This window comes from Salinibacterium sp. UTAS2018 (assembly GCF_004118935.1).
Lineage (GTDB): Bacteria > Actinomycetota > Actinomycetes > Actinomycetales > Microbacteriaceae > Rhodoglobus.
In genome coordinates, this window is the sequence record NZ_CP035375.1 from 1507193 (window position 1) to 1530068 (window position 22876).

At 59.7% G+C, this 22876-nt stretch carries 19 protein-coding genes; 3 read left to right on the top strand and 16 right to left on the bottom strand.

Going from position 1 to position 22876, the window contains the following annotated elements; all coding sequences use genetic code 11:
- Positions 1–23: 23 nt before the first annotated feature.
- From rpsG to ESZ53_RS07315, 15 genes are all read right to left on the bottom strand, one after another.
- Entirely contained in the window at positions 24–494 is a 471-nt protein-coding gene (rpsG, locus tag ESZ53_RS07245; RefSeq protein WP_100388182.1) for a 30S ribosomal protein S7, read from the bottom strand.
- On the bottom strand, positions 494–868 hold the full coding sequence (gene rpsL, locus ESZ53_RS07250) for a 30S ribosomal protein S12 (protein ID WP_097060154.1): 375 nt from the start codon (positions 866–868) through the stop codon (positions 494–496). The genes rpsG and rpsL overlap by 1 nt, the downstream gene beginning before the upstream one ends.
- 352 nt (positions 869–1220) lie before the next feature.
- A complete protein-coding gene (locus tag ESZ53_RS07255) occupies positions 1221–2120 on the bottom strand; it encodes a hypothetical protein (RefSeq protein ID WP_129072211.1) in 900 nt (299 codons plus the stop codon).
- Between the two features lie 123 nt (positions 2121–2243).
- Entirely contained in the window at positions 2244–2945 is a 702-nt protein-coding gene (locus ESZ53_RS07260) for a hypothetical protein (RefSeq protein WP_129072212.1), read from the bottom strand.
- On the bottom strand, positions 2942–3706 hold the full coding sequence (locus ESZ53_RS07265) for a fimbrial assembly protein (RefSeq protein WP_168187197.1): 765 nt from the start codon (positions 3704–3706) through the stop codon (positions 2942–2944). The genes ESZ53_RS07260 and ESZ53_RS07265 overlap by 4 nt, the downstream gene beginning before the upstream one ends.
- Positions 3703–4743, bottom strand: a complete 1041-nt coding sequence (gene pilM / locus ESZ53_RS07270) for a type IV pilus assembly protein PilM (RefSeq protein WP_129072213.1) — start codon at positions 4741–4743, stop codon at positions 3703–3705. Before pilM ends, ESZ53_RS07265 begins: the two co-directional genes overlap by 4 nt.
- A 19-nt stretch (positions 4744–4762) precedes the next feature.
- On the bottom strand, positions 4763–5566 hold the full coding sequence (locus ESZ53_RS07275) for an A24 family peptidase (RefSeq protein ID WP_129072214.1): 804 nt from the start codon (positions 5564–5566) through the stop codon (positions 4763–4765).
- Positions 5563–7317: a hypothetical protein gene (locus ESZ53_RS07280; protein ID WP_129072215.1), complete on the bottom strand. Its 1755-nt coding sequence runs from the start codon at positions 7315–7317 to the stop codon at positions 5563–5565. Before ESZ53_RS07280 ends, ESZ53_RS07275 begins: the two co-directional genes overlap by 4 nt.
- Complete coding sequence (locus ESZ53_RS07285) at positions 7314–8027, bottom strand: Tfp pilus assembly protein FimT/FimU (RefSeq protein WP_129072216.1); 714 nt, start codon at positions 8025–8027, stop codon at positions 7314–7316. The genes ESZ53_RS07280 and ESZ53_RS07285 overlap by 4 nt, the downstream gene beginning before the upstream one ends.
- Positions 8027–9409 (bottom strand): prepilin-type N-terminal cleavage/methylation domain-containing protein, encoded by a 1383-nt coding sequence (locus tag ESZ53_RS07290; RefSeq protein ID WP_129072217.1) that lies wholly within the window; start codon positions 9407–9409, stop codon positions 8027–8029. Before ESZ53_RS07290 ends, ESZ53_RS07285 begins: the two co-directional genes overlap by 1 nt.
- 137 nt (positions 9410–9546) lie before the next feature.
- Positions 9547–9984, bottom strand: a complete 438-nt coding sequence (locus ESZ53_RS14555; RefSeq protein WP_129072218.1) for a prepilin-type N-terminal cleavage/methylation domain-containing protein — start codon at positions 9982–9984, stop codon at positions 9547–9549.
- 289 nt (positions 9985–10273) lie between these two features.
- Entirely contained in the window at positions 10274–11515 is a 1242-nt protein-coding gene (locus ESZ53_RS07300) for a type II secretion system F family protein (protein WP_129072219.1), read from the bottom strand.
- Positions 11515–13611, bottom strand: coding sequence for a PilT/PilU family type 4a pilus ATPase (locus ESZ53_RS14560; RefSeq protein WP_305794114.1), 2097 nt, complete (start codon positions 13609–13611; stop codon positions 11515–11517). Before ESZ53_RS14560 ends, ESZ53_RS07300 begins: the two co-directional genes overlap by 1 nt.
- 21 nt (positions 13612–13632) lie before the next feature.
- Complete coding sequence (locus ESZ53_RS07310) at positions 13633–15306, bottom strand: GspE/PulE family protein (RefSeq protein WP_129072220.1); 1674 nt, start codon at positions 15304–15306, stop codon at positions 13633–13635.
- A gap of 92 nt (positions 15307–15398) precedes the next feature.
- On the bottom strand, positions 15399–15845 hold the full coding sequence (locus ESZ53_RS07315) for a hypothetical protein (protein ID WP_129072221.1): 447 nt from the start codon (positions 15843–15845) through the stop codon (positions 15399–15401).
- 227 nt (positions 15846–16072) lie between these two features.
- Between ESZ53_RS07315 and ESZ53_RS07320 the strand changes: the two genes are divergently transcribed.
- Genes ESZ53_RS07320 through ESZ53_RS07330 form a run of 3 tightly spaced genes read left to right on the top strand, consistent with a single transcriptional unit; the run spans position 16073 to position 18899 of the window.
- Entirely contained in the window at positions 16073–16690 is a 618-nt protein-coding gene (locus ESZ53_RS07320) for a response regulator transcription factor (protein ID WP_246837245.1), read from the top strand.
- Positions 16691–16704: 14 nt separating this feature from the next.
- Positions 16705–17904 (top strand): sensor histidine kinase, encoded by a 1200-nt coding sequence (locus tag ESZ53_RS07325; protein ID WP_129072223.1) that lies wholly within the window; start codon positions 16705–16707, stop codon positions 17902–17904.
- The gene (locus ESZ53_RS07330; RefSeq protein WP_129072224.1) at positions 17901–18899 is read left to right on the top strand and encodes a hypothetical protein; all 999 of its coding nucleotides are present in this window, start codon (positions 17901–17903) and stop codon (positions 18897–18899) included. Before ESZ53_RS07325 ends, ESZ53_RS07330 begins: the two co-directional genes overlap by 4 nt.
- Positions 18900–18986: 87 nt before the next feature.
- Here the strand turns inward: ESZ53_RS07330 and ESZ53_RS07335 are convergent, their stop codons facing one another.
- Positions 18987–22868: a DNA-directed RNA polymerase subunit beta' gene (locus ESZ53_RS07335; RefSeq protein ID WP_129072225.1), complete on the bottom strand. Its 3882-nt coding sequence runs from the start codon at positions 22866–22868 to the stop codon at positions 18987–18989.
- Between the last annotated feature and the right edge of the window lie 8 nt (positions 22869–22876).

Consider the following 22876-nt stretch of genomic DNA (forward strand, 5'->3'; position numbering starts at 1 on the left):
CTCGCTTCACTGCGAGGTGCTGACTACCAGCGGTAGTGAGCGAATGCCTTGTTCGACTCGGCCATCTTGTGGGTGTCTTCACGACGCTTTACAGCGGCGCCAAGCCCATTCGATGCGTCCAAGATCTCGTTGGTGAGACGCTCAGTCATCGTCTTTTCACGACGACCCTTGGCGTAGCTCGTGAGCCAGCGCAGTGCGAGCGTGTTTGCTCGGTGCGACTTGACTTCAACAGGAACCTGGTAAGTCGATCCACCGACACGACGCGACTTGACCTCGAGGGTCGGGCGTACGTTGTCGAGAGCCTTCTTGAGAGTGACTACGGCGTCTTGGCCGGTCTTCTCTGCCACGCCGGCGAGTGCTCCGTAAACGATGCGCTCAGCGAGGCCCTTCTTGCCATCAAGAAGAATCTTGTTGACAAGCTGGCTGACGATGGGTGCGCCGTAAACCGGATCCGCGACTACGGGACGCTTTGGTGCTGGTCCTTTACGAGGCATTACTTCTTATCCTTCTTTGCGCCGTAGAGGCTACGAGCCTGCTTACGGTTCTTAACGGCCTGGGTGTCGAGCGCTCCACGAACGATCTTGTAGCGAACACCGGGGAGGTCCTTTACACGACCACCGCGGATGAGCACCATCGAGTGCTCCTGAAGGTTGTGACCTTCGCCGGGAATGTAGGCCGTGACCTCGGTACCGTTAGAAAGCTTGACACGAGCAACCTTACGAAGAGCCGAGTTCGGCTTCTTCGGAGTTGTTGTGTAAACACGCGTGCAAACGCCGCGCTGCTGCGGGTTGGACTTAAGGGCGGGAGCCTTGGTCTTGACGACCTTCGGCGAGCGTCCCTTACGCACCAACTGCTGAATGGTGGGCACTAAATTACTCCTTGTATTTGCTGCACGGTGACAGCGTCTTGATGGTTAGCATTCGCTGTTCTTTTCAGAACACCGAGTTCATCTGGACCCACGCCCCGGCCACACAACTCAAATGAACGAGCTCTGCGGATGGTTTATGGATATGCCGTGGGGGTCAACCAGAAGGTTGAACCCTGTGGTGCGGAGTTACATGCACCCGAACTCCGCTAACGCGGTGACCCTCAACAGGCATAGTTCAAGCGCACAGCAAAGCGCACACCTCAGAAAGAATAGCCCCCCGGGTGTACCGGGGTCAAATGATCACAGCGCACACGCAGGCTCCAGAACAGGGCACGCAACGGCGCATGTGCCGTTAGCGCTGAGCAGCAGTTTTCTCGGCGAGCTCGGCTTCCCACCGCGACCGCGAGTCGGCGTTGCGCAGCGTAACCTTGCGGCCCCGCTTAGCCACCAGCGCACCAGTCCACAGCGACACTTCACGGCCGAGCAACCCGGCAGCAATGATGAACGGATCGGCCAACGCGCCCGCGAACAACACTTGCGCTTGTTCAGGCGTGGTCTGGATGACGCCGTTGATGAGCAAGAGCGCGCCGATGGTGCCGAAGTACACCACGAGGCCAACAATAATGCTCGAGAACACGTGAGCGGCCCAACCGGCACGGTTCACGATCAGAGCGACAACGATCGCCCCCAGAGCGAAGAATGCCACCGGAACATAAAAGGAGGGGGCTTGAACGAACGCGAGAGCGATGCGGCCGGTTGCTGCCGCGCTAATGGTTGCGACAACGATGGCAAAAATAAGCGCGAACACGAGCGTCGAGGCAAGCGCAATGAACACGCCGAAGCCACGATTGCCTGAAACCTTGGGCGGGGTCGGTGCCGTGACGTAGACGACGCGTGGTTCACCGGATGCCATGCCAGCGGCGGCCGTGGCGACGGCCGGCTCTGGTTCAGGGTGGGGCTCTGGCTGAGGTTCTGCGTGAGTTTCTGGCTGTGGTTCAAAGTCGGACTCGGCGCTAATCTCAGGCGCGTCGACGACGACGGGGGTGGCCATCGGCTCAACTTCCGCCTCGAGCGTGGAGTCGTCGTGAACCAGGGTGGCCGCGGGAGCTGCAGGCTCCGCAACGGGCTCTACGAGGGGCGCGGCCGCAGGCGAAGCATCCGCTTCGGACGTCGTCTCGTCGACCACTACAGCATCCTCAATGTTGTCGTCGTTCTCGGTTGAAGAACCACGCTCTACAGATGGATCGGTCATGACTGTTGCCTCCTCGTGCCAGCGACTGATGCTCTCAGTGTACTGAAGCAATTCCCAGAAACGAGAAGAACGCCACGACCAAGAGGTCGTGGCGTTCTTCAGAGCTATTCGAAGCACTACACGCTAGTTGACTTCTCCGCCCGAAGTGCCGGTCGCTGCGAGCGGTCCACCGCTAGTTGACAATACGTACACAGCACCCTCGAGGTCGAGTTCGTAACCACCATCGTCTCCGCCAGCTTGCAAGTTCGTTGACGTAACGGAGAACGCTCGCTGGTAAAGCTGGACGCTATTGATGAACTTCAGAAGGTCCGATCGAGAGCCCGACGCCCTGATCGAGACTCCGACCGAGACGAGGCCGGGCACTGACTGGATCGCGGTTGGGCCAGCGGGGGCTTCAGCTTCTGCCACGGGTTCCGCCCCCTCAGCAGTTTCGCCACCGTCCTCAGGAGCTGCGCTTACAGCAACCTCGGCCTCGGGCGCCAATGCTTCAGTGACCGACGAGTAGGAGAGCTCCGTAAAAGTAGCGCCCGCCGAAGTCGCGAGATTACTGACTTGACGCGCAAACTCTGAAGAAAGCTGAGTTCCCGGAATGGCAATTTGAGCTTCTGCAAGATCCGCAAACAACTGGTCGGAATCCGCTGCCAGAGCTTTCAGCGCCGCAAGCTCATTTGTCTTCACCTGATTCTGCGCTTCGACTGCGACAAGTTCCTCATCGGCGATCACCGCGTCGGCGAGGGCGGGGGAAACTCCCACCACATAACCGAGCAACAGGATTAGCAGTACCGCCGCAACACCAATTACGTTCCACATTCGCGTCATGGTCATGAGCCGCTCTCCTCTTCACTCGTCTCGGAATCCGGTTCTGGGGACTCAGTTGGTGTCGGCTCAGCTTCTTCTGGGGCAGCTTCCTCGCCGTCTATCACTTCATCGAACCGATGGAGCAGAGCTTTGTCCCCGATAAGCACAACTACTGAACCCGAGAAGGTGCCTCCCTCTTCAACCGCAGTCGACAGCAGGGTGGACTGCACGACGCCATCTACGCTTGAGAGCTTGCGCACCCAGTCATCGATATCTCCCACTGAATTGGCGCCAATTTCGAGGGAAAATGCCGCCATGGACTGCTGATCCAGCGGTGATGAAGCCGGCGCAAAGCCCTGAAGCGGGTTTGCCGTGTCGAAGTTATAACCAGAGATCGTCATCCCGGAACTGAGCTTCGAGTTCATCTGGTCGATTAAGAACTTAAGGGACACCTCCGTGGAATAGGCGAACAAGCGAGCGGCTTGAGTCGTACTCAATAGTTGGTTTGCTGAGCGCACTTCGTTGTACTCGCCCTGTTGAGTCGTTAACGAGAGTGTCAAGGACCGCGCATTCTCGAGAGCTACCCCACGCTGCAATGAATAGACGTTCGCGCCCGCAGCAGCCAGAATCGCAATTCCAACCGCCACAAGGGCTACAAAGATCGCTCGACCTCGCGAACGGGCTGCGGACTTGCGCATTCCGACTTCTGGGGGCAACAAGTTGACCGAAGGCGGGTAAGCGATGGCAACTTTTACTTCGCGCCGTGCTGTGGGCTTTTTCTCACTCATGCGGATACTCCTGTTACCAATCCCAGAGCCACAGACATATCTTGCGCATCTCCCGTGCCCCGAAGTCCTCGCGCTGCCGTGGCGAGCGAGAACGGATCGGGCTGTGTCGTCGGTACCTTTGTAAACTCACCGACTGTCTCAGCGAGACCGAGAAGTCGAGACCCGCCACCGCTCATCACAATGCGGTCGATCGCACGATTGTTTCGCGCATTCTGGAAGTACTGAATAGTGGCGCGAATCGCCAAGAGCGTTTCGTTGACCAGCTCAAACGACACTTCAAGAGCGGGCCGTTGCTCGGCGGTTGCGCGAGCCGCAACGACTCCGACAGAACGCTTGATCGCTTCAGCATCCCTCATTGAGATATCGAGCCTCTGAGAGATTCCCTTGGTGATATCTGCGCCTCCGTTAGGTAAGAACCGAATGAAGTGGGGCACATGACCCTCCAACGCGACGAGAGTCGTCGTCGCAGCGCCGATGTGAACCAGGAGACTCGTGGTGTTCGCCGCCTCGCCTCCCGCGAATAAACGCGTAAGCGCGAAAGCCGAAAGATCGACGTTCGCAGGCTGAACGGAGGCTGCGCTTGCAGCGTTGACGTTAACCAGAAGCGGTGCTTTGATCGCAGCGACGAGCATGCCCTGGAGCATCGGCCCGGTCTCCCCCTCGAACTCGCTCGCAGGATAGAAATCGAGCAACGCATCCGACGCCGGAACTGGTAGCAGGTCCTGGACTTGAAAGGGAAGCGACTCCCGAACTTGGTTCAGAGGCAAGCGGGGCACCGTAATGTCTCGCGCAAGCACCTTCGAGTTGCCAACTCCCATCACGACATCGCGCGTTTTGAAGCCTCCGGCAGACCAGAGCTTACGAATCGCAGCCGTCACGGTAGCCGAGTCAACTACTTCACCCGCTTTGACGGCGCCCTCGGGCAGCGGAATTTCTCCGAATCGGAGAATTGTCGGTCGTTGTTGGTGCGGACTATCGACTTCCACAGCGCGTACCGCTGTGGAACCGATGTCCAACCCCACTAGTTTCTTTCCCATTTTTTCCCCCAGACGACGATCAGCTAAGACCGACAGCCACCAGATATCCATTCCACATTTGTGCGCCGAACGCTATGCCAATCCAGGCTCCAGCGATCATCCACGGACCGAACGGGATCGCCGACCGGCGACCCGCCTTTTTGAATACTAAAAGTGCAATTGCGAACAGCCCACCCAACAGGAACGCCGCAAAAGCCCCCACTGCCACCGTTCCCCAACCGAGCCAACCGAGATAAAGCCCGATCACAGCGGACAATTTGACGTCGCCCATCCCCATTCCGCGCGGGGAAACTACGGCCACGATGAAGTAGAAGATAAAAAGCGCGAGCGAGCCGAGCACTGCTCCCAGGAGCGCGTACCAGTTGCCCGTGCCAGCGCTTGCCATAGCTAGCAATGCGAGCCCCACGAGGATTGATGGGAGCACGATCTTGTTAGGCAGCGTCTGAGTATCCAGATCGATGAGCGTCAGGGCGATTGAAATCGCTGCGAAGTAGAGGAATGCTGGCAATGCCCACACCATGCTCGTTTCGGCGCCAATCACCGCAGCGATGATGCCGAACGATATCGCCGTCGCGGCTTCGACGACTGGATAACGAAGCGAGATCGGCTCTCCGCAGTCTCGACATTTTCCACGCAAGAATAACCAGCTGATCACAGGGACGTTGTCGTACGAGCGGATTGCGTGATCGCACTTCGGGCAGGCGCTCGGGGGCGTAGAAAGCTTTCCTCCATGCGGCACTCGCCACACCACAACGTTGAGAAATGATCCCACCGCTAAGCCCAGAAGGCTCGCGAAGATGGTCACGAGTAGTGTCGCGGTCATGGCGTGGGAGTGCCGTCCGCGCTGTATGCCGGCTTGACTTCAATCCACACGTTTACACCGTAGGTGGTTGTCACCGGGGACAAGAACTTCGGCGGGGCTGTGAACTTGAGCCGCTCGTCGTAGACGTAATCCTTGGCGTAACCACCACCGTTGCTGGACACAATTCCGCGGAACTTCTGCGCAATAGCGCCGTTGACCGTGAGCACAGCGTTTGAGGGCGCGTATGCAGGATTTTGGACCAGAAAAGTGTGCGAGACCGAGAGGATCGCCGCGTCGATTCGACGACTCTTGTCGCTGACGATGGGCTGGTAGCTACCGCCCCACCAACTCGACACATACTTCACAGGGTTCCAGACCCAGACCGCGTCGTTGCCGACTAGACCGAGCAAGTCAGCCTCGGGATCGTTGTAGGTGATGTCACCGATCACGTAAACGTAGTGCTCCGCGGAGAGCGTCGTTTGGCCATTGAGCGTCCCTTCAACAAAAAGATCGCCGACGCGGCATCCGTACGCTCCAGACGCTGCGCTTTCGAACTTGACAGGGTAACCGATCCCGTTTCCAGTACCTCCCGCCGCCCCTTCGCACTTCAGGCCGCTGGGGGTCTTGTTCCATGCCCAGTAGTTAGGGTCACTTGACACTGTGGGTACGTTCTGCACGTAAATCACATTATTGGCGGGAAGAGCAAATGGCGTGCCGGAAGCTAGTTGAGCAGGGGTGCCGCATTCTGTGTTCGGCGATGCAGCGGAAGCCGGAGAGCCCAGAGTTCTCGTTGCTTTGGTCCAAGGAGAAGTAACTGAGATTTTTCCATTCGCCATCAAGACTATTTCGGTGGGTCCGGTGTACAGGCAACCAGGGCGAGGAACCCCATCTGAAGTCAAGTCCGCGCGGGTCTCGCGGAGGTGCTCCGAGTTGGTCGCGGGCATTCCGATGTATTCCTTGAAGGACGGTCCCGCGTAATCCCCGAAGTTTTGATCGCCGCAAGCTTGGCCGTTGGATTTTTGCGCTGTGTAACGAATATCCGAGGGGTTTTCGGGCGCATATGCCGTTGTCAGTTCACCCAAAAAAGTAGCTTCGCAAATTCGGATGGTGTCGTTCGAGTGCGCAGGACCTTTAATAGTGTCGCCGCCGTCGAAAGCAATTTCTCCACAACTCACGCCGAACTTGTCGCGGCCGGCCCACCAGTGCTTCACGCAACTGTCTGACTTGCCGGTATACGCAGGATCTTGCATTTCATAGTCTGTGAAATAGAGAAAGTCGATAAAGCCGTCTTGACGCAAATCAGCAACGATCGATCGTGTTTCGCCGCCCACTTTTCCCGTTGACTGAATGCGAACATTTCCGGTGCCCGCGTAGTTGGAGTTGTCTACCTCGTATCGAAAGTAGGAATCCCCGACACCACCGGGCACAGCCTGCCAAGCGGCATCCACAGCCACGTTGAAAGCGTCGTTCTTTTGCGCTGCCGCTGGAAGCTTGACGCTGCTTCCCGTGGAGAGGGTGAACTTCGAAGCGGGATTGCCGTACTGCACGTACGAGGTGTCTTCCGAGAGTCTGCTCTGATAGTCCTCTACGCCGGCATAAGCCGCCGCGAGAGATGCGGACCACTCCTCCGTCGCCGCGGACTGACGGAATCCGCCCGTCGCGTATGTAACAGCTGTGGTCACGAGGAGTCCAAGGACGACCGTGATACCGATCACCATCGGTAACGCTGCGCCGCGTTCGCCAGCGATTCGGGTGCGCAAAAAACGGATCATGGTGTGAATCCAATTCTAGGAACGTCAAGGTTCGGGATACCGACGGTGTTTTGAAGAGTTGCAGTTTTCGCAGCGCCGGAGGGGTCGGTTTGGACGGTCATCGTCACCGTTACCGCAAGAATTTTCGAGTAAGGATCGCCGTCGTTCCAGACGATTTCAGTAGGAGCTCCGGGCTCTCGCACGGTCACCGCCTTTAGATACGAGAAGACGGGCTTCCCGCCGGCAGCGATCTGACGGACCACAGTGCGCTCAGAAGTCGGCGAGTCCAGATCGAAAGTGAACACCCCTTTACTCTCGCCCGTCGGTTCCCACCGAGTCTCGACCAGAGTGCGCTCAGGCGTGACCTCGAACATCACTCTCACTGGTTGGGGCGAAGCCGCTTCCGTGTCTAAATAGGCTGTGAGTACGACTCGCTCGGCGGTAGCCTCGCTAAAGACAGGGGTAAGTGCACCACTGGCCAACTTCAATTGGGTTCCGGAACGCAGCACGCGCGTTAGCTCATTCATCGCGACTGTGGCGGATGCCGTGTTGTTGGAAGCCGAACGGTCGCTCGTGAAGGAACGCGTGAAGCTGATGAAGATAGTCATCACCATTGCGAGCATCATCGTGAGCAGCGCGATCGTGACGATGAGCTCCGCGAGCGTAACACCGCGTTCATCTGCTCGAATACGCCGTATTCGAGTCGATAGCGTAATGCGCATACGGTTCATTACGACGCTACTCTCGGGTCGACGATCACTGTTTCTGACGCGACTGAGCCGCCGCCGAGTATCGGAGACAAGATACTTCCCAGCACCCCCCACTTCGACCCGGTCAGCTTTTCAATTTTCCAGGTGCCGTACGGCAATGCGATGTGAGTAGTACCCGATTCGACCTTTAGATAGGTCAAGATGTCACCTTGGGTGCAGCCAGGATCACCGCTGCCGTCCACCGCCGGCTGGGAGACCGCCCGAATATAAGAGCCGGAGAGACCAGAGATCGGCACGAGCCCCATAGGCACCACCGCATTGGCCGTGCCACCCGGCTCAGCGGCAGTGACTACATTGGGCGGAGAGCTGTAAGTAACTCCGGCTTGAACGACATCGGGCCAAGCTGCGGGGTTAGTCGACAGGCAGTACTTTTCGCCACTTGAGGTGTCTTGCGGCTGTGGGATATACCGACCCGCAAAAACCTCATATCCAGAACGCCAAGGGAAAAGCTCGACGCTGTTACGAAAAAATTCTGCCTTTGAATTCGCTGCTGGACTAATAAAAGGTCCGTAGGAACTCAGCATTGTCGTAGCCAAGTTCGAAGGCATTTGAACCTTCGAAGGCGCTGTCGCTGCCACATAGTCGAGACGGTAGTCAACGGCATCGTCGTAGTTAAAGGAAATCGAAACGGCTTTGCCAGCGGCCACGCTCGCCAACTTGTTCGGCGCCGAATTTTGACCATCGTCAGTGACGAAGCCGGATCGAGAAACCGTGACGTCGTAGTTACCCGGCACGACCTTAAGAATGAACGTGCAGCCCTGCACATTGGTATTTGCGATCGTTTTTGTCGGCGTTTGAGCGCCCGCAGCCGGCGATGACGGCTTAGCGCTGACGGACACGCCAGCGATGCCGTCGCCCGCGCCTCCGGTGACAGAGACAAGGATTGTGCCCAGCGCAGGATCGTTGATCCGGTTGTTCGGCGCGAGGAGAGTGTCGAAGCGAACCGGTTCCGTTCCAGGCCGCATGTTGGGCCACGTGACTTCGACGTTGATTCGTTTGTAGCGCAAAGCGCCGCCACCGGCGCTGCACGCAACGGTGTCATCACCAGCGGAAACCCAGCCGGTGGAGCGCACGACGGTGAAGTCGTCGCCGTTAAGAGTTTTGGTGTATGAGGCATCGAACAGCTGGAAGACATCTTCGGCGCTGCGGGCCAAGTCAATTTCTTGAGACGCAAGATTTGTAGCAACGACTCGTGCGCGGTTATCGCGTGTGACCGTAAGCACTGTTGTGAGTGACTGGAGCACTCCGAGCGAGACGATCGCAAAGATCATCATCGCAACGACGACTTCAAGGAGGCTCATGCCGGCGTCGGAGCTACGCAGTCGCTGCAAAACCTTGTGCATGATGAGCCCTTTCGTTCGGGTGTTAAGGGTTGTAGGTAGTGCAAGAGAGATGGGTTTCTCTCGGGAGAGCGATCACTCTCCCACCGGGAAAGGGGCGCCGCCGCGTGGCGACGCCCCTTCGTTAGAACTCAGTCAGACTATTCAGTCTTCTCGGTGGTTCCGTCTGAGCTGGTGTAGGTCCAGGTCGGGCCGTCGTAGTCCTCGTGGTTGAACACGAGAACGTAATCCGTGGCCGTCGGCGTGATAGAAGTCAGCGTAACGCGAGGTGTCGGCTTGTAGCCGTTGGCCTCAAGCTGGTTCGCCTCACCATCGGGACCAGCGAGTTCGAGTCCGGTGAACGAGCCGTTCTCACCAATCGCGTAAGTCTCAGCAGCGATCACTGCGTTCGCGATGTCCGACTTGACCTGTGATTCCCAAGCGCCCTGGCGCTGGTTCAGGAAGAAGGGGATAGCGATCGCGGCAAGGATGCCGATGATCAGTACGACAACGAGGAGCTCAACAAGGGTGAAGCCCTTCTGGTCGTTCTCGAGGTCGGAGCGCTTGCTGCGCAGTGCTTCATTCAAACGTGCAATCATTGTGGTTTTCCTGTCTAGTGTTCGGATCTTGGACAGGGGCCCCCAGAAAAAAATAGCTTCTCAGCCCCCCACAAAAAATAATGCCAACATGTGGGCAACCTGAGAATCCCACAAACGGGGGTGAACCGCCTGATTTCTGGCCCCAGTCTGAGGGGGAACAGGCGAGTCGCGGTGACTTTTGCGCCCAGTTTAGGGGTAGGTGCCGGCTCGTTAAATGCCAAACGGGGGCACCACGACTCGGGTCGCGATGCCCCCCGCCTGGGGCTGCTAGGTGCCTATTTCTCCGGGACTATTTGATCTGATCGAAGATGGCAAAGATGGGCATGTACAGGGCGATAACCATCACACCGACGATCGCACCGATCACGCCGATCATGAGCGGCTCAATGAGCGCGGTGAGCTGTTCTGTAGTCTTCAGCACCTCGTCGTCGTAGAAGTCAGCGATCTTCGAAAGCATGACCTCCATCGACCCCGAGTCTTCACCGACGGACACCATCTGCGTCACCATCGACGGAAACACTGGCTCCCGCATAAGTGGACCGGAGACAGACTGTCCTTGGCGCACAGAATCCGCTACCCGCCGCAAGGCTTCTTCGATGACGTAGTTGCCCGAGGTCTCTCCCACGATCGACAATGCCTGCAGGATCGGCACACCGGCGCCCAGCATCGTTCCGAAGTTGCGCGTGAAGCGCGAGATGGATACCTTGCGGAAGAGCGGGCCGAACACCGGCATCCGCAGTTTCCAGGGGTCCACGAATTTACGAACACGCTCGGTGTGCTTGTTCTTGCCCCACCACACGGAGAACGCGATTCCACCGACTACCAGCACGGGTGCGATGAACTTCATCGCGGAGGACGCCCACACGAGCATTTGGGTGAGCAGCGGAAGCTCTCCGCCGAGGTCTGCGAACATCTGCTCAAACACGGGAACGATGAACAGCAACATGCCGACCACCGCAGCGATCGCCATGATCAGCACCACGACCGGGTAGGTCAGCGCCGACTTGATCGTTCCGCGAAGCTTGACTTCGCTCTCAAAGTTGTTGGCGATCGACTCCAGCGCGTTGTCGAGGAATCCGCCCGTCTCACCCGCACGAACCAGGTGAATCATGATGGGCGGAAAGACGGTGCCATGCTTAGCGAACGCATCCGACAGCGTGCCACCGGTCTCGACCTCGACGCGAATTTGACTCAAAGCTTTCGCCAGAGTCGGGTTTTCGGTCTGCTCCGACAGGATCACGAGAGCCCGAATCAGCGACAGTCCCGAGGAGATCATCGTCGACATCTGACGGCTCATCACCGCGAGATCGTCGAGTCCCACCCCCTTCTGCAAGAAGGCGATGTTGATTTCCTTGTTGAGGCCTGTCCCAGAGCCACCCTCGGTCACCGAAATGGGGCTTACCCCCATCGACCGCAGTCGAGCCAGAACCTGATTCTCGTTGGCAGCGTCGATGCGCCCCTTGACGACCTTGCCGGCTTGATCGCGCGCCTTGTAGTCGTAGGACTTTGTCGCGGATGTTGTCGCAGCCATTAGTGCCCCGCTCCCGAGCTCTCGCCCATCAGTCGGTGCATGCCCTCAGGGTCGTGCGCCTTGGCCATTGCGGCCTCTTCAGTAATCGCACCCGACTTGGCGAGGCCAGCGAGGTGTTGGTCCATGGTGTGCATACCGATACCTCGACCGGCCTGCATCGCCGACGGAATTTGGTAGATCTTGCCCTCACGAATGAGGTTTCCGATAGCCGGCGTCATCGTGAGCACTTCAGTAGCGGCGACTCGCCCCTTACCGCTCGCGCGGCGAACCAGCGTCTGACACACGATGCCCTGCAGCACCGCCGCAAGCTGCGTGCGAACCTGGCCCTGCTGGTGCGGCGGGAAGACGTCAATGATGCGGTCAACGGTTTGCGCAGCATCCTGAGTGTGCAGGGTGGCAAAGACGAGGTGGCCAGTTTCAGCCGCCGTCAGCGCGATCGAGATGGTTTCGAGGTCTCGAAGCTCACCAATCAGGATGACGTCGGGGTCTTGACGCAGAACGTGCTTGAGCGCGTTCGTGAACGAGTGGGTATCGCGGCCAACCTCGCGCTGGTTGACCAGCGACTTCTGGTTGCCGTGAAGGAACTCAATCGGGTCTTCAACGGTCACGATGTGGTCCGCACGGGTGCGGTTCACAAGGTCGATGAGCGCCGCAAGAGTCGTCGACTTTCCCGAACCGGTTGGTCCGGTAACGAGCACGAGTCCACGCGGCAGAGTGGAGAAATTTCCCACCGATTCCTGAATACCAAGATCCTTGAGCTGCTTGATCTCGGTCGGAATGATTCGGAAAGCTGCGCCCATGTTGCCGCGGTCCATGTAGTAGTTCACACGGAAACGAGCGGCCTCAGACAGTTCGAACGCGAAGTCGAGCTCGAGAACTTCGAGAAACTGTTCCTCTTGCTTCTGGTCGAGGATGCTGAACAGCGCGTCGCGGGTGCGGTCTTTGTCCCACTCCCCCATGCCCTTGAGCGGCTGGAGGCCACCATCGACACGGATCATCGGCACGGCGCCAGAAGAAATGTGGAGGTCGGAGGCGCCGGTGTAGACAACCTCTTTGAGAGCGTCGAGCAGCTCGGGGTTAGAACCCTCGCGCGCCGTCAGCTCCATCTCGGGACGCATTTCGCGGTCCTCTTCGACAATCTTGGGCACAGAGAGAAGCTGCGATTCTTGGTTCAACGGTGAGTCGGGTGCGCCGAAACCACTCGTGAAGCTCAGTAGACCTTCGTCGGCTCCGGGAGGCGGGAAGTTCAAGTCGCCATCAGCGGCCGGCGCGATGTCGGGCAGGTCAAGTAGCCCGCCATCAGCCGCAGACTGCGCGGGGAACTTGACGGTCGGGGTGTCTGACGACACGGTGTCCATGATGCGGGTCGGAGCCTCGGGCTGCGGAGTCGCGGTGTCTTCGGTGAAATACGGGACTTCAGCAGCGGTCGGCGACGGAGTCGGAGCGGCTTCGCTGACGGGTGCGTCAGGCGCGGGCACAGATGCTGCGGCCGCGGGTGCGGCCGCTGCAGCAGGCACTGGTGCCGGAACCTCAGGCGCGGCGGCTTCTGGGACCGGAAGCGACGCCCCCGCAGCCGACGTTGCGGCCGAGGTCTGCGACATGGCGCCAGCGGCGGCCTGGCGGAAGAGTTCGTCGAGGGAATCGATCGAGGTGACAGGCTCGGTAGCCATGCGGCGCGCGCGGCGTCCACCTTCAGTGGCATCCGCCGCCGGCGTTGCGGCGTGCGCCTCAGCCGGGGCTGGCTCGGAGTGAGCGGCCGGAGCGTGAGCTGCCGAAACCGGCGGTGCCGGAGGCGCGGTCACACCAGCAGTGTCGGTGCTCTTGATCGAACCGGAAGGCGGCGGGATCGTCGGAAGCGGTGAGGCCGGAACGGTCGCAGCTGAGGCCGACGGTGCGGCCCCCGTCTGCGCCCACTCCGGGAACGGTGATGGAGCCGCCGCAGCCTGCGGGCTGTCAACACCGGGAACGCTTGTGCCCGGCATGGGCGGTGGTGCGTCGGTCGGGACGCTCTGCCCCGAAGGCGCGCTCTGCCCCTTCGGTGTGAACAAACTTTCGTCTACCGATTGCGACGGGATGTCATAAATCCGCTTAGCCATAATTCCCCCAGGTACTGCGTCTTAGGCGACGACGCGCAAAATCTCTTCGATGGATGTCAAGCCCAATTGAGCCTTCGCCCAACCGTCCATGCGCAGAGTGCGCATGCCCTGATCGATCGCGACGCGGTTAATTTCCGCGCTCGACGAACGAGCAACAGCAAGACGTTCAATCTCTTCAGTCACTGCCATCACTTCGTGCAGTGCAATACGACCGCGGTATCCCGTCTTGGAACACACGGTGCACCCGACGGGTGCGTACAAGGTCGGCATCGGGCCTTCTGGGTTGAAGCCGACCTTCAAGTTAACGAGGTCCTGCGGGTTATGAACCGCAGGCTGCTTGCAGCGGTCACAGAGGCGACGCGCGAGTCGCTGAGCGACTACACAGTCGATAGCGGACCCGACCAAGAAGGGTTCAATATCCATCTCGATCAGTCGCGTAATTGCGGCCGGTGCGCCGTTGGTGTGCAGAGTGCTCAGCACAAGGTGGCCGGTGAGCGCGGCTTCGATGGCGATTTGCGCCGTCTCTTGGTCTCGGATCTCACCGATGAGAACAACATCCGGGTCAGAACGCAGAATCGAGCGCAGAGCACTCGCGAACGTGAGGCCCGCCTTCGGGTTGACCTGAACCTGGTTGATGCCCGCCATGCGGTACTCCACCGGGTCTTCCACCGTAATGACGTTGATCTCCGGGCGAGCAACGGCATTGAGGGTGGTGTAGAGCGTGGTCGACTTACCGGAACCCGTAGGCCCGGTCACAAGGATCATGCCGTAGGGCTTGGAGTACGCCTCTTTGTAAATCTTGGCGTTGTGCTCGAGCAGGTAGAGCTGGCTCAGATCGAGAGTCGTGTTCGAGTTGTCGAGAATACGCATAACGACTTTTTCGCCGTACACGGTCGGCAGCGTGGCGACACGAAGGTCGATCTTTTTTTGACCGTGGATAACGGAGATACGGCCATCCTGAGGCTTACGACGCTCAGCGATGTCCATTTCGGCCATGATCTTGAGGCGAGAAATGACGCCGTTCTGAATCTGGCGCGGGGCACGCTGCATCTCGTGCAGCACACCGTCAATGCGGTAGCGAACACCGAGGTCGTGCTCACCGGGCTCGATGTGAATATCGGATGCCTTGTCCTGGATGCCCTGGCTGATGAGCAAGTTCACGAAGCGAACGATCGGTGCGTCGTCTTCGGTCGGTTCGTTGCTGTTTGTGGCGAGAGCGACATCCGTCGTCGTCGCTTCTTGCTCAAGTTCGTTGCTCAGGCTGGAAAGCTCACCGTCAGCGCGGTGGAAGCGGTCGAGTGCCGTTTGCAGGTCGCTGCGCTCAGCAACCACGACGCGAATCTGGCGGCCCGTAGCCGAGCGGATGTCATCGAGGGCAAAGATGTTGCCGGGGTCAACCATCGCCAAGACGAGGTAGCCCTCGCTGAAGGCGATCGGTAGAACCTCGTGACGGCGGCAAATTGCCGCGGGCGCGAGGGCGACAGCCTGGTTATCGACGGCGAAGTCGACGAGTTCGACGAACGGAACTCCCGCCTGTGCTGCACGCGCCGAAGCGAGCTGGGCCGGCGAGATCGTGCCGCTGTCGAGTAAGTTTCGGACGAGTGCTTCCTCGTCGGTGTGTGACGTTCCCACAGAATCAATGCTCTCAATCGGCATCATTCCGCGAAGAATCAGTACTTCAGCAAGTGTTGTCACGCGTGCCTCCCCCCAAGGTCTTAGCGAAGTCCAACGCTAATCGAGTCACATGAGCACCACTAGACCCACGTGTGAGGGGTAGTCAGGTCGTTTCAGGAAGCCCATTCGCCGCGAGTCGCAGCATTGAGTGCCAAATTGATGCTTTTTTCGATGTACGCCGCCAGTCGGGGCATCGCGCACTCCGAAATCACATCGGAGATGTCTTGAGCATGGCGTTGGGCGCACGCGTGAACCGTTGCGCGCGCGGTCGAGAAGCACCCGGAGCACGGCTTCGTCGAGCGCGCATCTTCGCCACGGCAATGACGTTCCTCATGAAGGGATACGGCCAGCTGAAAAGTGACGACGTCTAGAGTCTCCACAAAAGAGTGGATGAGGTCGTGCGGCCACTGCCCGGAATGATCGAACGCGGCGAAGGTTGAATCGCGGCACGACACGCAGCCGGCTTCGGTGCCCGAGACGGGCTGGCGCCACTCCGCAACAAGGCGATACCAGCGCTGAAGAGAACAGTCGACGAGATCGTTCACCGCATGACGATTCATACGTAATTCCCCCGCCCTCGATTGCTGACTTACCGATAGTCGCATCGCGCGAGGTTTTGCGGCAGTCGTCAGTATCAATGACACCCGTTTGGGGGACAGACAGAAAGTTCCGGTAGATTTGTGGTTGGCAACCCGAAATTAGTGCCACTCTCATGCTTACCCTGATCCGAACGGGGACACCCTTGTCAGAGCACGACCCACCGCCACGCACCTATCGAATAGGGCATGTGGACGATCACGAGACGGTGCAATTGGGCTTTGCGTCCCTGCTCTCCCACAGCCCCGACATCATCCTGCACAGTTCCGCCGCGAGCGTGCGTGACTTGGAGTCCGTCGCCTCCGAACTCGACCTCGTCGTTCTGGATGTCCGCCTCTCCGACGGCAGCACCGTCGACGAGAACGTGGCGTGGCTGCGCGAGCGCGGTCTCAACGTTCTCGTCTTCACCGCAGCAGACAACGCTACAGAAGTACGTGCAGCATCCCGGGCCGGAGTTCTCGGTATCGTGCGCAAGTCGGAATCCCGCGACGTCATTGTCGACGCTGTGCGGGAGGCCGCTCTCGGCAACCCCGTCGTCACTACAGATTGGGCCGCCGCGCTCGACTCCGACCCAGAACTCGCTGCCGCGGGGCTCAGCCCCAAAGAGCAAGAGGTACTCGCGCACTATGCGTCCGGAGATAAGTCGGTCGCTGTCGCGCACCGGGCGGGGCTCTCGGCAAGCACCGTCGCGGAATATGTGCGTCGCATCCGCCACAAGTACGCGATGGCTGGCAGGCCCGCCGCCACCAAAGTCGACCTCTACAAGCGTGCTGTCGAAGACGGCATCCTGCCTCCTCCCCACTCGTGAGTAGTACAGGCCGGGTGAACGACGCCGCGGTGACGCCCCGCGACGAGGGTGGGGCCGAACTCGCCGTCATACGGATCATGACGCTCATTTTCGCCGCCGCCGCGGTTATGTTTTTGGCTCTTTCTGCACCCTCGTTCTTTGAGCAGGCCGACTACCTCATTCCTCATTGGCAACTTGCCGCGGGCATTGCAATATTCGGAACGCCCTTAGTCATCGCCGCGGTCGCACCGTGGAGTTCACTGCGTCAACTTCGCATTCTGCATGGGGCATATGCCGCAATTTTCACGGTCACCGTGCTCAGCTGGATCCCCGCCTTCATCAACGGCCCCATGTCTCCCGAGGCAGCACCGTGGGTCGTGGGGTTGACCGCTCTGGGCACCACCCCCGCCGCAATCGCGTGGCGGCCGGTTGCCGCCTGGTTGTTTTTATTGGCGTCGTCAATGGTGATCGCTCCGATCCGGATCATCGCCGACGGTGGTGCGGATGTCTCACTCGCGATTCAGTTCGCCTTCTTTACGATCACCGTCTGCGCGGCCTTCACCGCGGTGGCCACCGTCGCGATAGCGGCCGGCCGAGAAGTGGATGCCGCAAGCGTTGCCGCCCGCGCCTCATCGATGCGCGCCGCCGCCCTCACCGCTCGCGGCGAAGAGCAGGCTCACCTTGATGCCCTTGTGCACGACGAAGTGATCGCCACGATCTTCGCTGCTGCGGGGGCCGGACGCAGCGAATCGGCGTCGACCCGTGCGCAAGCGGCGCGCACCATCGCACGCCTCAGCGAACTGAGCGACACCAGTGCGACCGTTCCCGAACTCATCCACATGGACTACTTCGTGCAGGGGCTCGCCTCGTCCGTCGCCGAGACTACGGATTCCGCGACGTTCACCGTGATCGGCGAGCGGTATGCCGCGCTCCCCTCGCCGATCGCAACCGCACTGATCGAAGCCACAGTCGAGGCGCTGCGCAACAGCGTCGTGCACGCCGGCGGAGAAGCAGCACCCGTCGTCCGAGAGGTGCGTTTCACGCTGCGCCCCGACGGAGTGGAAATTACGATCATCGACGATGGCAAAGGGTTCGACCCGGCAGCGGTACCTGCCAACAGACTGGGTATCGTCGTCAGCATCCTGGGTCGCGTCAACTCCCTGCCCTGCGGCCGCGCCTCAGTGTGGTCGCAGCCTGATAAGGGCACCCGAGTAACAGTGGGGTGGAGCGAATGACTCGAGAAACTACGCCACGAGGGCGGCTCGATCTGCCCCAGATCACCGGACTCGGCGCTCACCTTCTGATCTGGAACTACTTCGTCACCATCTCAGTGTTGGCACTTTTGTCGCTCGACGATGTGCACTCCGCTGTTCCCGTGTGGATTTCTATAGCCCTGTTCGGCTCAGTTTGGTTCGTTTTGACTCACGACGCTCAACCCCGCGTCGGTCTGGGTGTGAGCATCTACGTCAGCGTCGCCTGCGTGGTGTCCACCGCTATCTCGTCCAATAATTCCATCGTCGGCGGGTTCTCCCAGTGGTATGTCGGCGCCGGAGCGTTGGCAATGTTCTACCTCAGCCTGCGTCGACGCGATCTGGTCGCGTGGCTGGGATTTGTCGGCATCGCCATCACGGTTCTTCTCTGGGGGCTCTCGACAGACGGCCGCCTGCTCGAAGCGATATTGCTCGTCGCGCGCCAAGCACCCTACGTGCTCGTCGGTTCCCTGTTTTCCTTTGGCATGAGGCGCACGCGGCACCGTCTGGATGACATCCGCTCGATCGAAACGTCACGAGCAGCCGCCGAGGCAGCAGCGCTCGCACGCACGGCCGAGCGCTCCCGCAGGCTTGCGGGCCTCGACGCTGCCGTCGGCGCCCAGTTGCAGCGGATTGCCGATGGCGTTGAACTGACGGATGACGACCGCGCTGAACTTGTGATCGCCGAGGCCCGTCTGCGTGACAGCCTTCGTGCGCGTCAGCTCGATCTGCCTGAGATCGTCTCGGCGGTACAACGCGCGCGACGCCGTGGCGCCACGGTAGTGCTGCTCGACGACCGCTACCCGCTGCCGCTTCCTAGCGCTGCTCTCGCCGCCGTCACAGAGGCGGCCGTTCGTACTCTGGACGACGCCGTTACGGGGGCGGTGACTATCCGGCTCCTGCCCGCCGGCCGCGCACTCGTAGCGACAATGGTGACGGATGACGCTGGCTTCTCCCGCATCGAAATTCCTGCGCCGTAGCACCGCGCTATTCACCAACGACAAAGGGCCCCCGTCGCGATGACGGGGGCCCTTCGTGGTATCACCCGGAGGTGATGCCGAGACTACTTAGTTGTAGGTTCCCGGCGTGGAATCGTTCGAGCTGAAGCTGTCGAAGTCGACGAAGCTCAAGTCGCTCTCGGTGAGGCTTGCATCATCAGCGAAGATGCGGTTGGGGTAACGTTCGGCTTTCGCCTCTTCCGTTGCCTCGACCGACACATCGCGGTAGCGAGCCAATCCCGTACCAGCCGGGATGAGCTTACCGATGATGACGTTCTCCTTGAGTCCCATGAGCGGGTCAGACTTGCCTTCCATGGCCGCCTGCGTAAGAACGCGGGTGGTCTCCTGGAACGACGCGGCCGACAGCCACGACTCGGTCGCCAGCGAAGCCTTGGTGATACCCAAGATCTCCTGACGAGCGGATGCCGTTGCCTTGCCCTCGGTGAGAACACCGCGGTTGAGCTCGTTGTACTTCGAACGGTCGACCAGCTCACCCGGGAGGAGCCCGGTGTCACCGTGGTCAACAACAGTCACCTTGCGGAGCATCTGACGAACGATGACCTCAATGTGCTTATCGTGAATCGGTACACCCTGCGAGCGGTAAACGCCCTGGACACCATCAACGAGGTGCTGCTGCACGGCACGGACACCGCGGACACGAAGAACTTCCTTCGGGTCAACGTTTCCGACGTGAAGCTGCGTGCCGAGCTCAACGTGCTCGCCGTCCTCAATGAGGAGGGTTGCACGACGCAGTACCGGGTAAGCGATGGGCTCGTCGCCATTGTCAGGCGTGAGGATCAGCTTGCGGCTGCGGTCGGTGTCTTCGATCGTGACGCGACCAGCGGCTTCTGCGATGGGGCTTGCACCCTTAGGGGTACGAGCTTCGAAGAGTTCCGTAACGCGGGGAAGACCCTGCGTAATGTCGTCTGCCGAAGCAACACCACCGGTGTGGAAGGTACGCATGGTCAGCTGGGTACCGGGCTCACCGATCGACTGTGCGGCGATAATTCCGACAGCCTCACCGATGTCAACGAGAAGACCGGTTGCGAGCGAGCGGCCGTAGCAGACGGCACACACACCAACAGCGGACTCACACGTGAGTACCGAACGAACCTTGATGCTGTGAACACCGGCTGCAACGAGCTTCTCGAGCAGAACGTCTCCGACGTCTGCACCAGCAGCGGCGACGACATCGCCCTTCTCGTTGGTGGCATCCGCAGCAAGGCTGCGAGCGTAGACCGAGTTCTCAACGTTGTCGTCGAGGATCCACTTGCCATCAGCGTCCTGCGCTGCGATGGGCATGTCCAGTCCCTTGCGGGTGCCACAGTCGTTTTCACGAATGATGACATCCTGCGACACGTCAACGAGTCGACGCGTGAGGTATCCGGAGTCTGCAGTACGCAGTGCGGTGTCGGCCAGTCCCTTACGAGCACCGTGAGTCGAGATGAAGTACTCGGCTACGGTCAGGCCTTCCTTGTACGAGTGAACGATCGGGCGAGGGATGATCTCACCCTTCGGGTTCGATACCAGACCACGCATACCGGCGATCTGACGAACCTGCATCCAGTTACCACGAGCACCAGACGACACCATGCGGTTGATGTTGTTGTCAGTGCGGAAGTTGGACTGCATGGCAGTCGCTACTTCTGCGGTCGCCTTGTTCCAGATCTCGATGAGCTCCTGACGACGCTCGGCGTCGGTCGTGAGTCCCTTCTCGTACTGGCCCTGAACCTTCGCTGCGATCTTCTCGTAGCGGCCGATGATTTCCGGCTTGGTCGGCGGGGTCACAATGTCGGACAGCGCAACGGTTACACCGGAGCGAGTCGCCCAGTGGAATCCAGCGTCCTTGATCGCGTCAAGAGCCGAAGCAACATCCACCTTCACGTACCGCTCAGCGAGGTCGTTGACGATGGCCGAAATCTGGCCCTTGTCAGCGAGTGCCTCGATGTACGGGTAGTCCTTCGGGAGCGCCTCGTTGAAGAGAGCGCGACCGAGGGTCGTTTCCATGAGCTTGGACTGTCCCTGAACGAATCCCTCGGGAGCGTCTTCCTCAGCGAGGTGGACGCCGTCGAGACGGAGACGTACCTTCGCGTTGAGGTCGAGCGAGTGCTGGTCGAACGCGAAGATCGCTTCAGCGACCGACGAGAACGCACGGCCTTCGCCGACAGCACCCTCCGTGAGCGTGGTCAGGTGGTGCAGACCGATGATCATGTCCTGTGTGGGCAGGGTCACCGGGCGACCGTCAGACGGCTTGAGGATGTTGTTGCTGGCGAGCATCAGGATGCGAGCTTCAGCCTGTGCTTCAACCGACAACGGAAGGTGAACAGCCATCTGGTCACCATCGAAGTCAGCGTTGAACGCAGCACAGACGAGGGGGTGAAGCTGAATAGCCTTACCCTCAACGAGCTGAGGTTCGAATGCCTGGATGCCCAAACGGTGCAGTGTTGGTGCACGGTTCAGCAGCACGGGGCGCTCGCGAATGATCTCTTCGAGTACGTCCCAGACCTGCGGACGTGCACGCTCAACCATGCGCTTGGCGCTCTTGATGTTCTGCGCGTGGCTCAAGTCGATCAGGCGCTTGATAACAAACGGCTTGAACAGCTCGAGAGCCATCTGCTTGGGAAGACCACACTGGTGCAGTTTGAGCTGCGGTCCAACGATGATCACCGAACGACCGGAGTAGTCAACGCGCTTTCCGAGCAGGTTCTGGCGGAAACGACCCTGCTTACCCTTGAGCATGTCGCTCAAGGACTTGAGGGCACGGTTGCCAGTTCCCGTTACGGGGCGACCACGACGACCGTTGTCGAACAGTGCGTCAACGGCTTCCTGAAGCATGCGCTTCTCGTTGTTGACGATGATCTCGGGGGCACCGAGGTCAAGGAGTCGACGCAGACGGTTGTTGCGGTTGATCACACGACGGTAGAGGTCGTTGAGGTCGGAGGTCGCGAAGCGGCCACCATCCAGCTGAACCATCGGGCGAAGCTCCGGAGGAATAACCGGAACGACGTCGAGAACCATCGCGGCCGGCGAGTTGCCGGTCTGGAGGAACGAGTTCACTACACGCAGGCGCTTGATGGCGCGGATCTTCTTCTGACCCTTACCGTTAGCGATCTGGTCGTGCAGTTCAACGCTTTCGAGCGCCAGGTCGAAGGCTTCAAGACGCTTCTTGATTGCCTCGGCACCCATGAACGCCTCGAAGTAGCTACCGAAACGGTCCTGCAGTTCCTGGAAGACGGAGTCTTCAGGCTTCAGGTCACCGATCTTGAGGGTGCGGAAGTCTTCCCACACGCGCTCAAGCTGCGAGATCTGCTCATCGATCGACTTGCGCAGCTGAGACATTTCTTTCTCAGCAGCATCCTTGACGCGGCGCTTCTGGTCAGCCTTCGCACCCTCTTCTTCAAGAGCGGCGAGGTCTTCCTCGAACTTGGTCAAGCGGTCAGCGATGCGGGAATCGCGCTGGCCCTCAAGCGTCTTGATTTCGAGACGGATCTCGTTCTCAAGCGCAGGCAGGTCAGCGTGACGGCCTTCTTCGTCAACCGAAATGATCATGTATGCAGCGAAGTAGATGACCTTTTCGAGGTCCTTCGGTGCCATGTCAAGCAGGTAACCGAGACGGCTCGGAACACCCTTGAAGTACCAGATGTGGGTAACCGGAGCGGCGAGCTCGATGTGGCCCATGCGCTCACGGCGCACAGCCGACTTGGTTACTTCAACACCACAGCGCTCACAAACGATGCCCTTAAAGCGGACACGCTTGTACTTGCCACAGGAGCACTCCCAGTCGCGCGAAGGTCCGAAGATCTGTTCGCCGAACAGACCATCTTTCTCCGGCTTGAGTGTGCGGTAGTTAATGGTCTCTGGCTTTTTTACCTCACCGTGCGACCAGCGACGAATGTCGTCGGCGGTAGCGAGACCGATTTTGATTTCATCAAACGCGTGAACGTCGAGCAATTTATCTT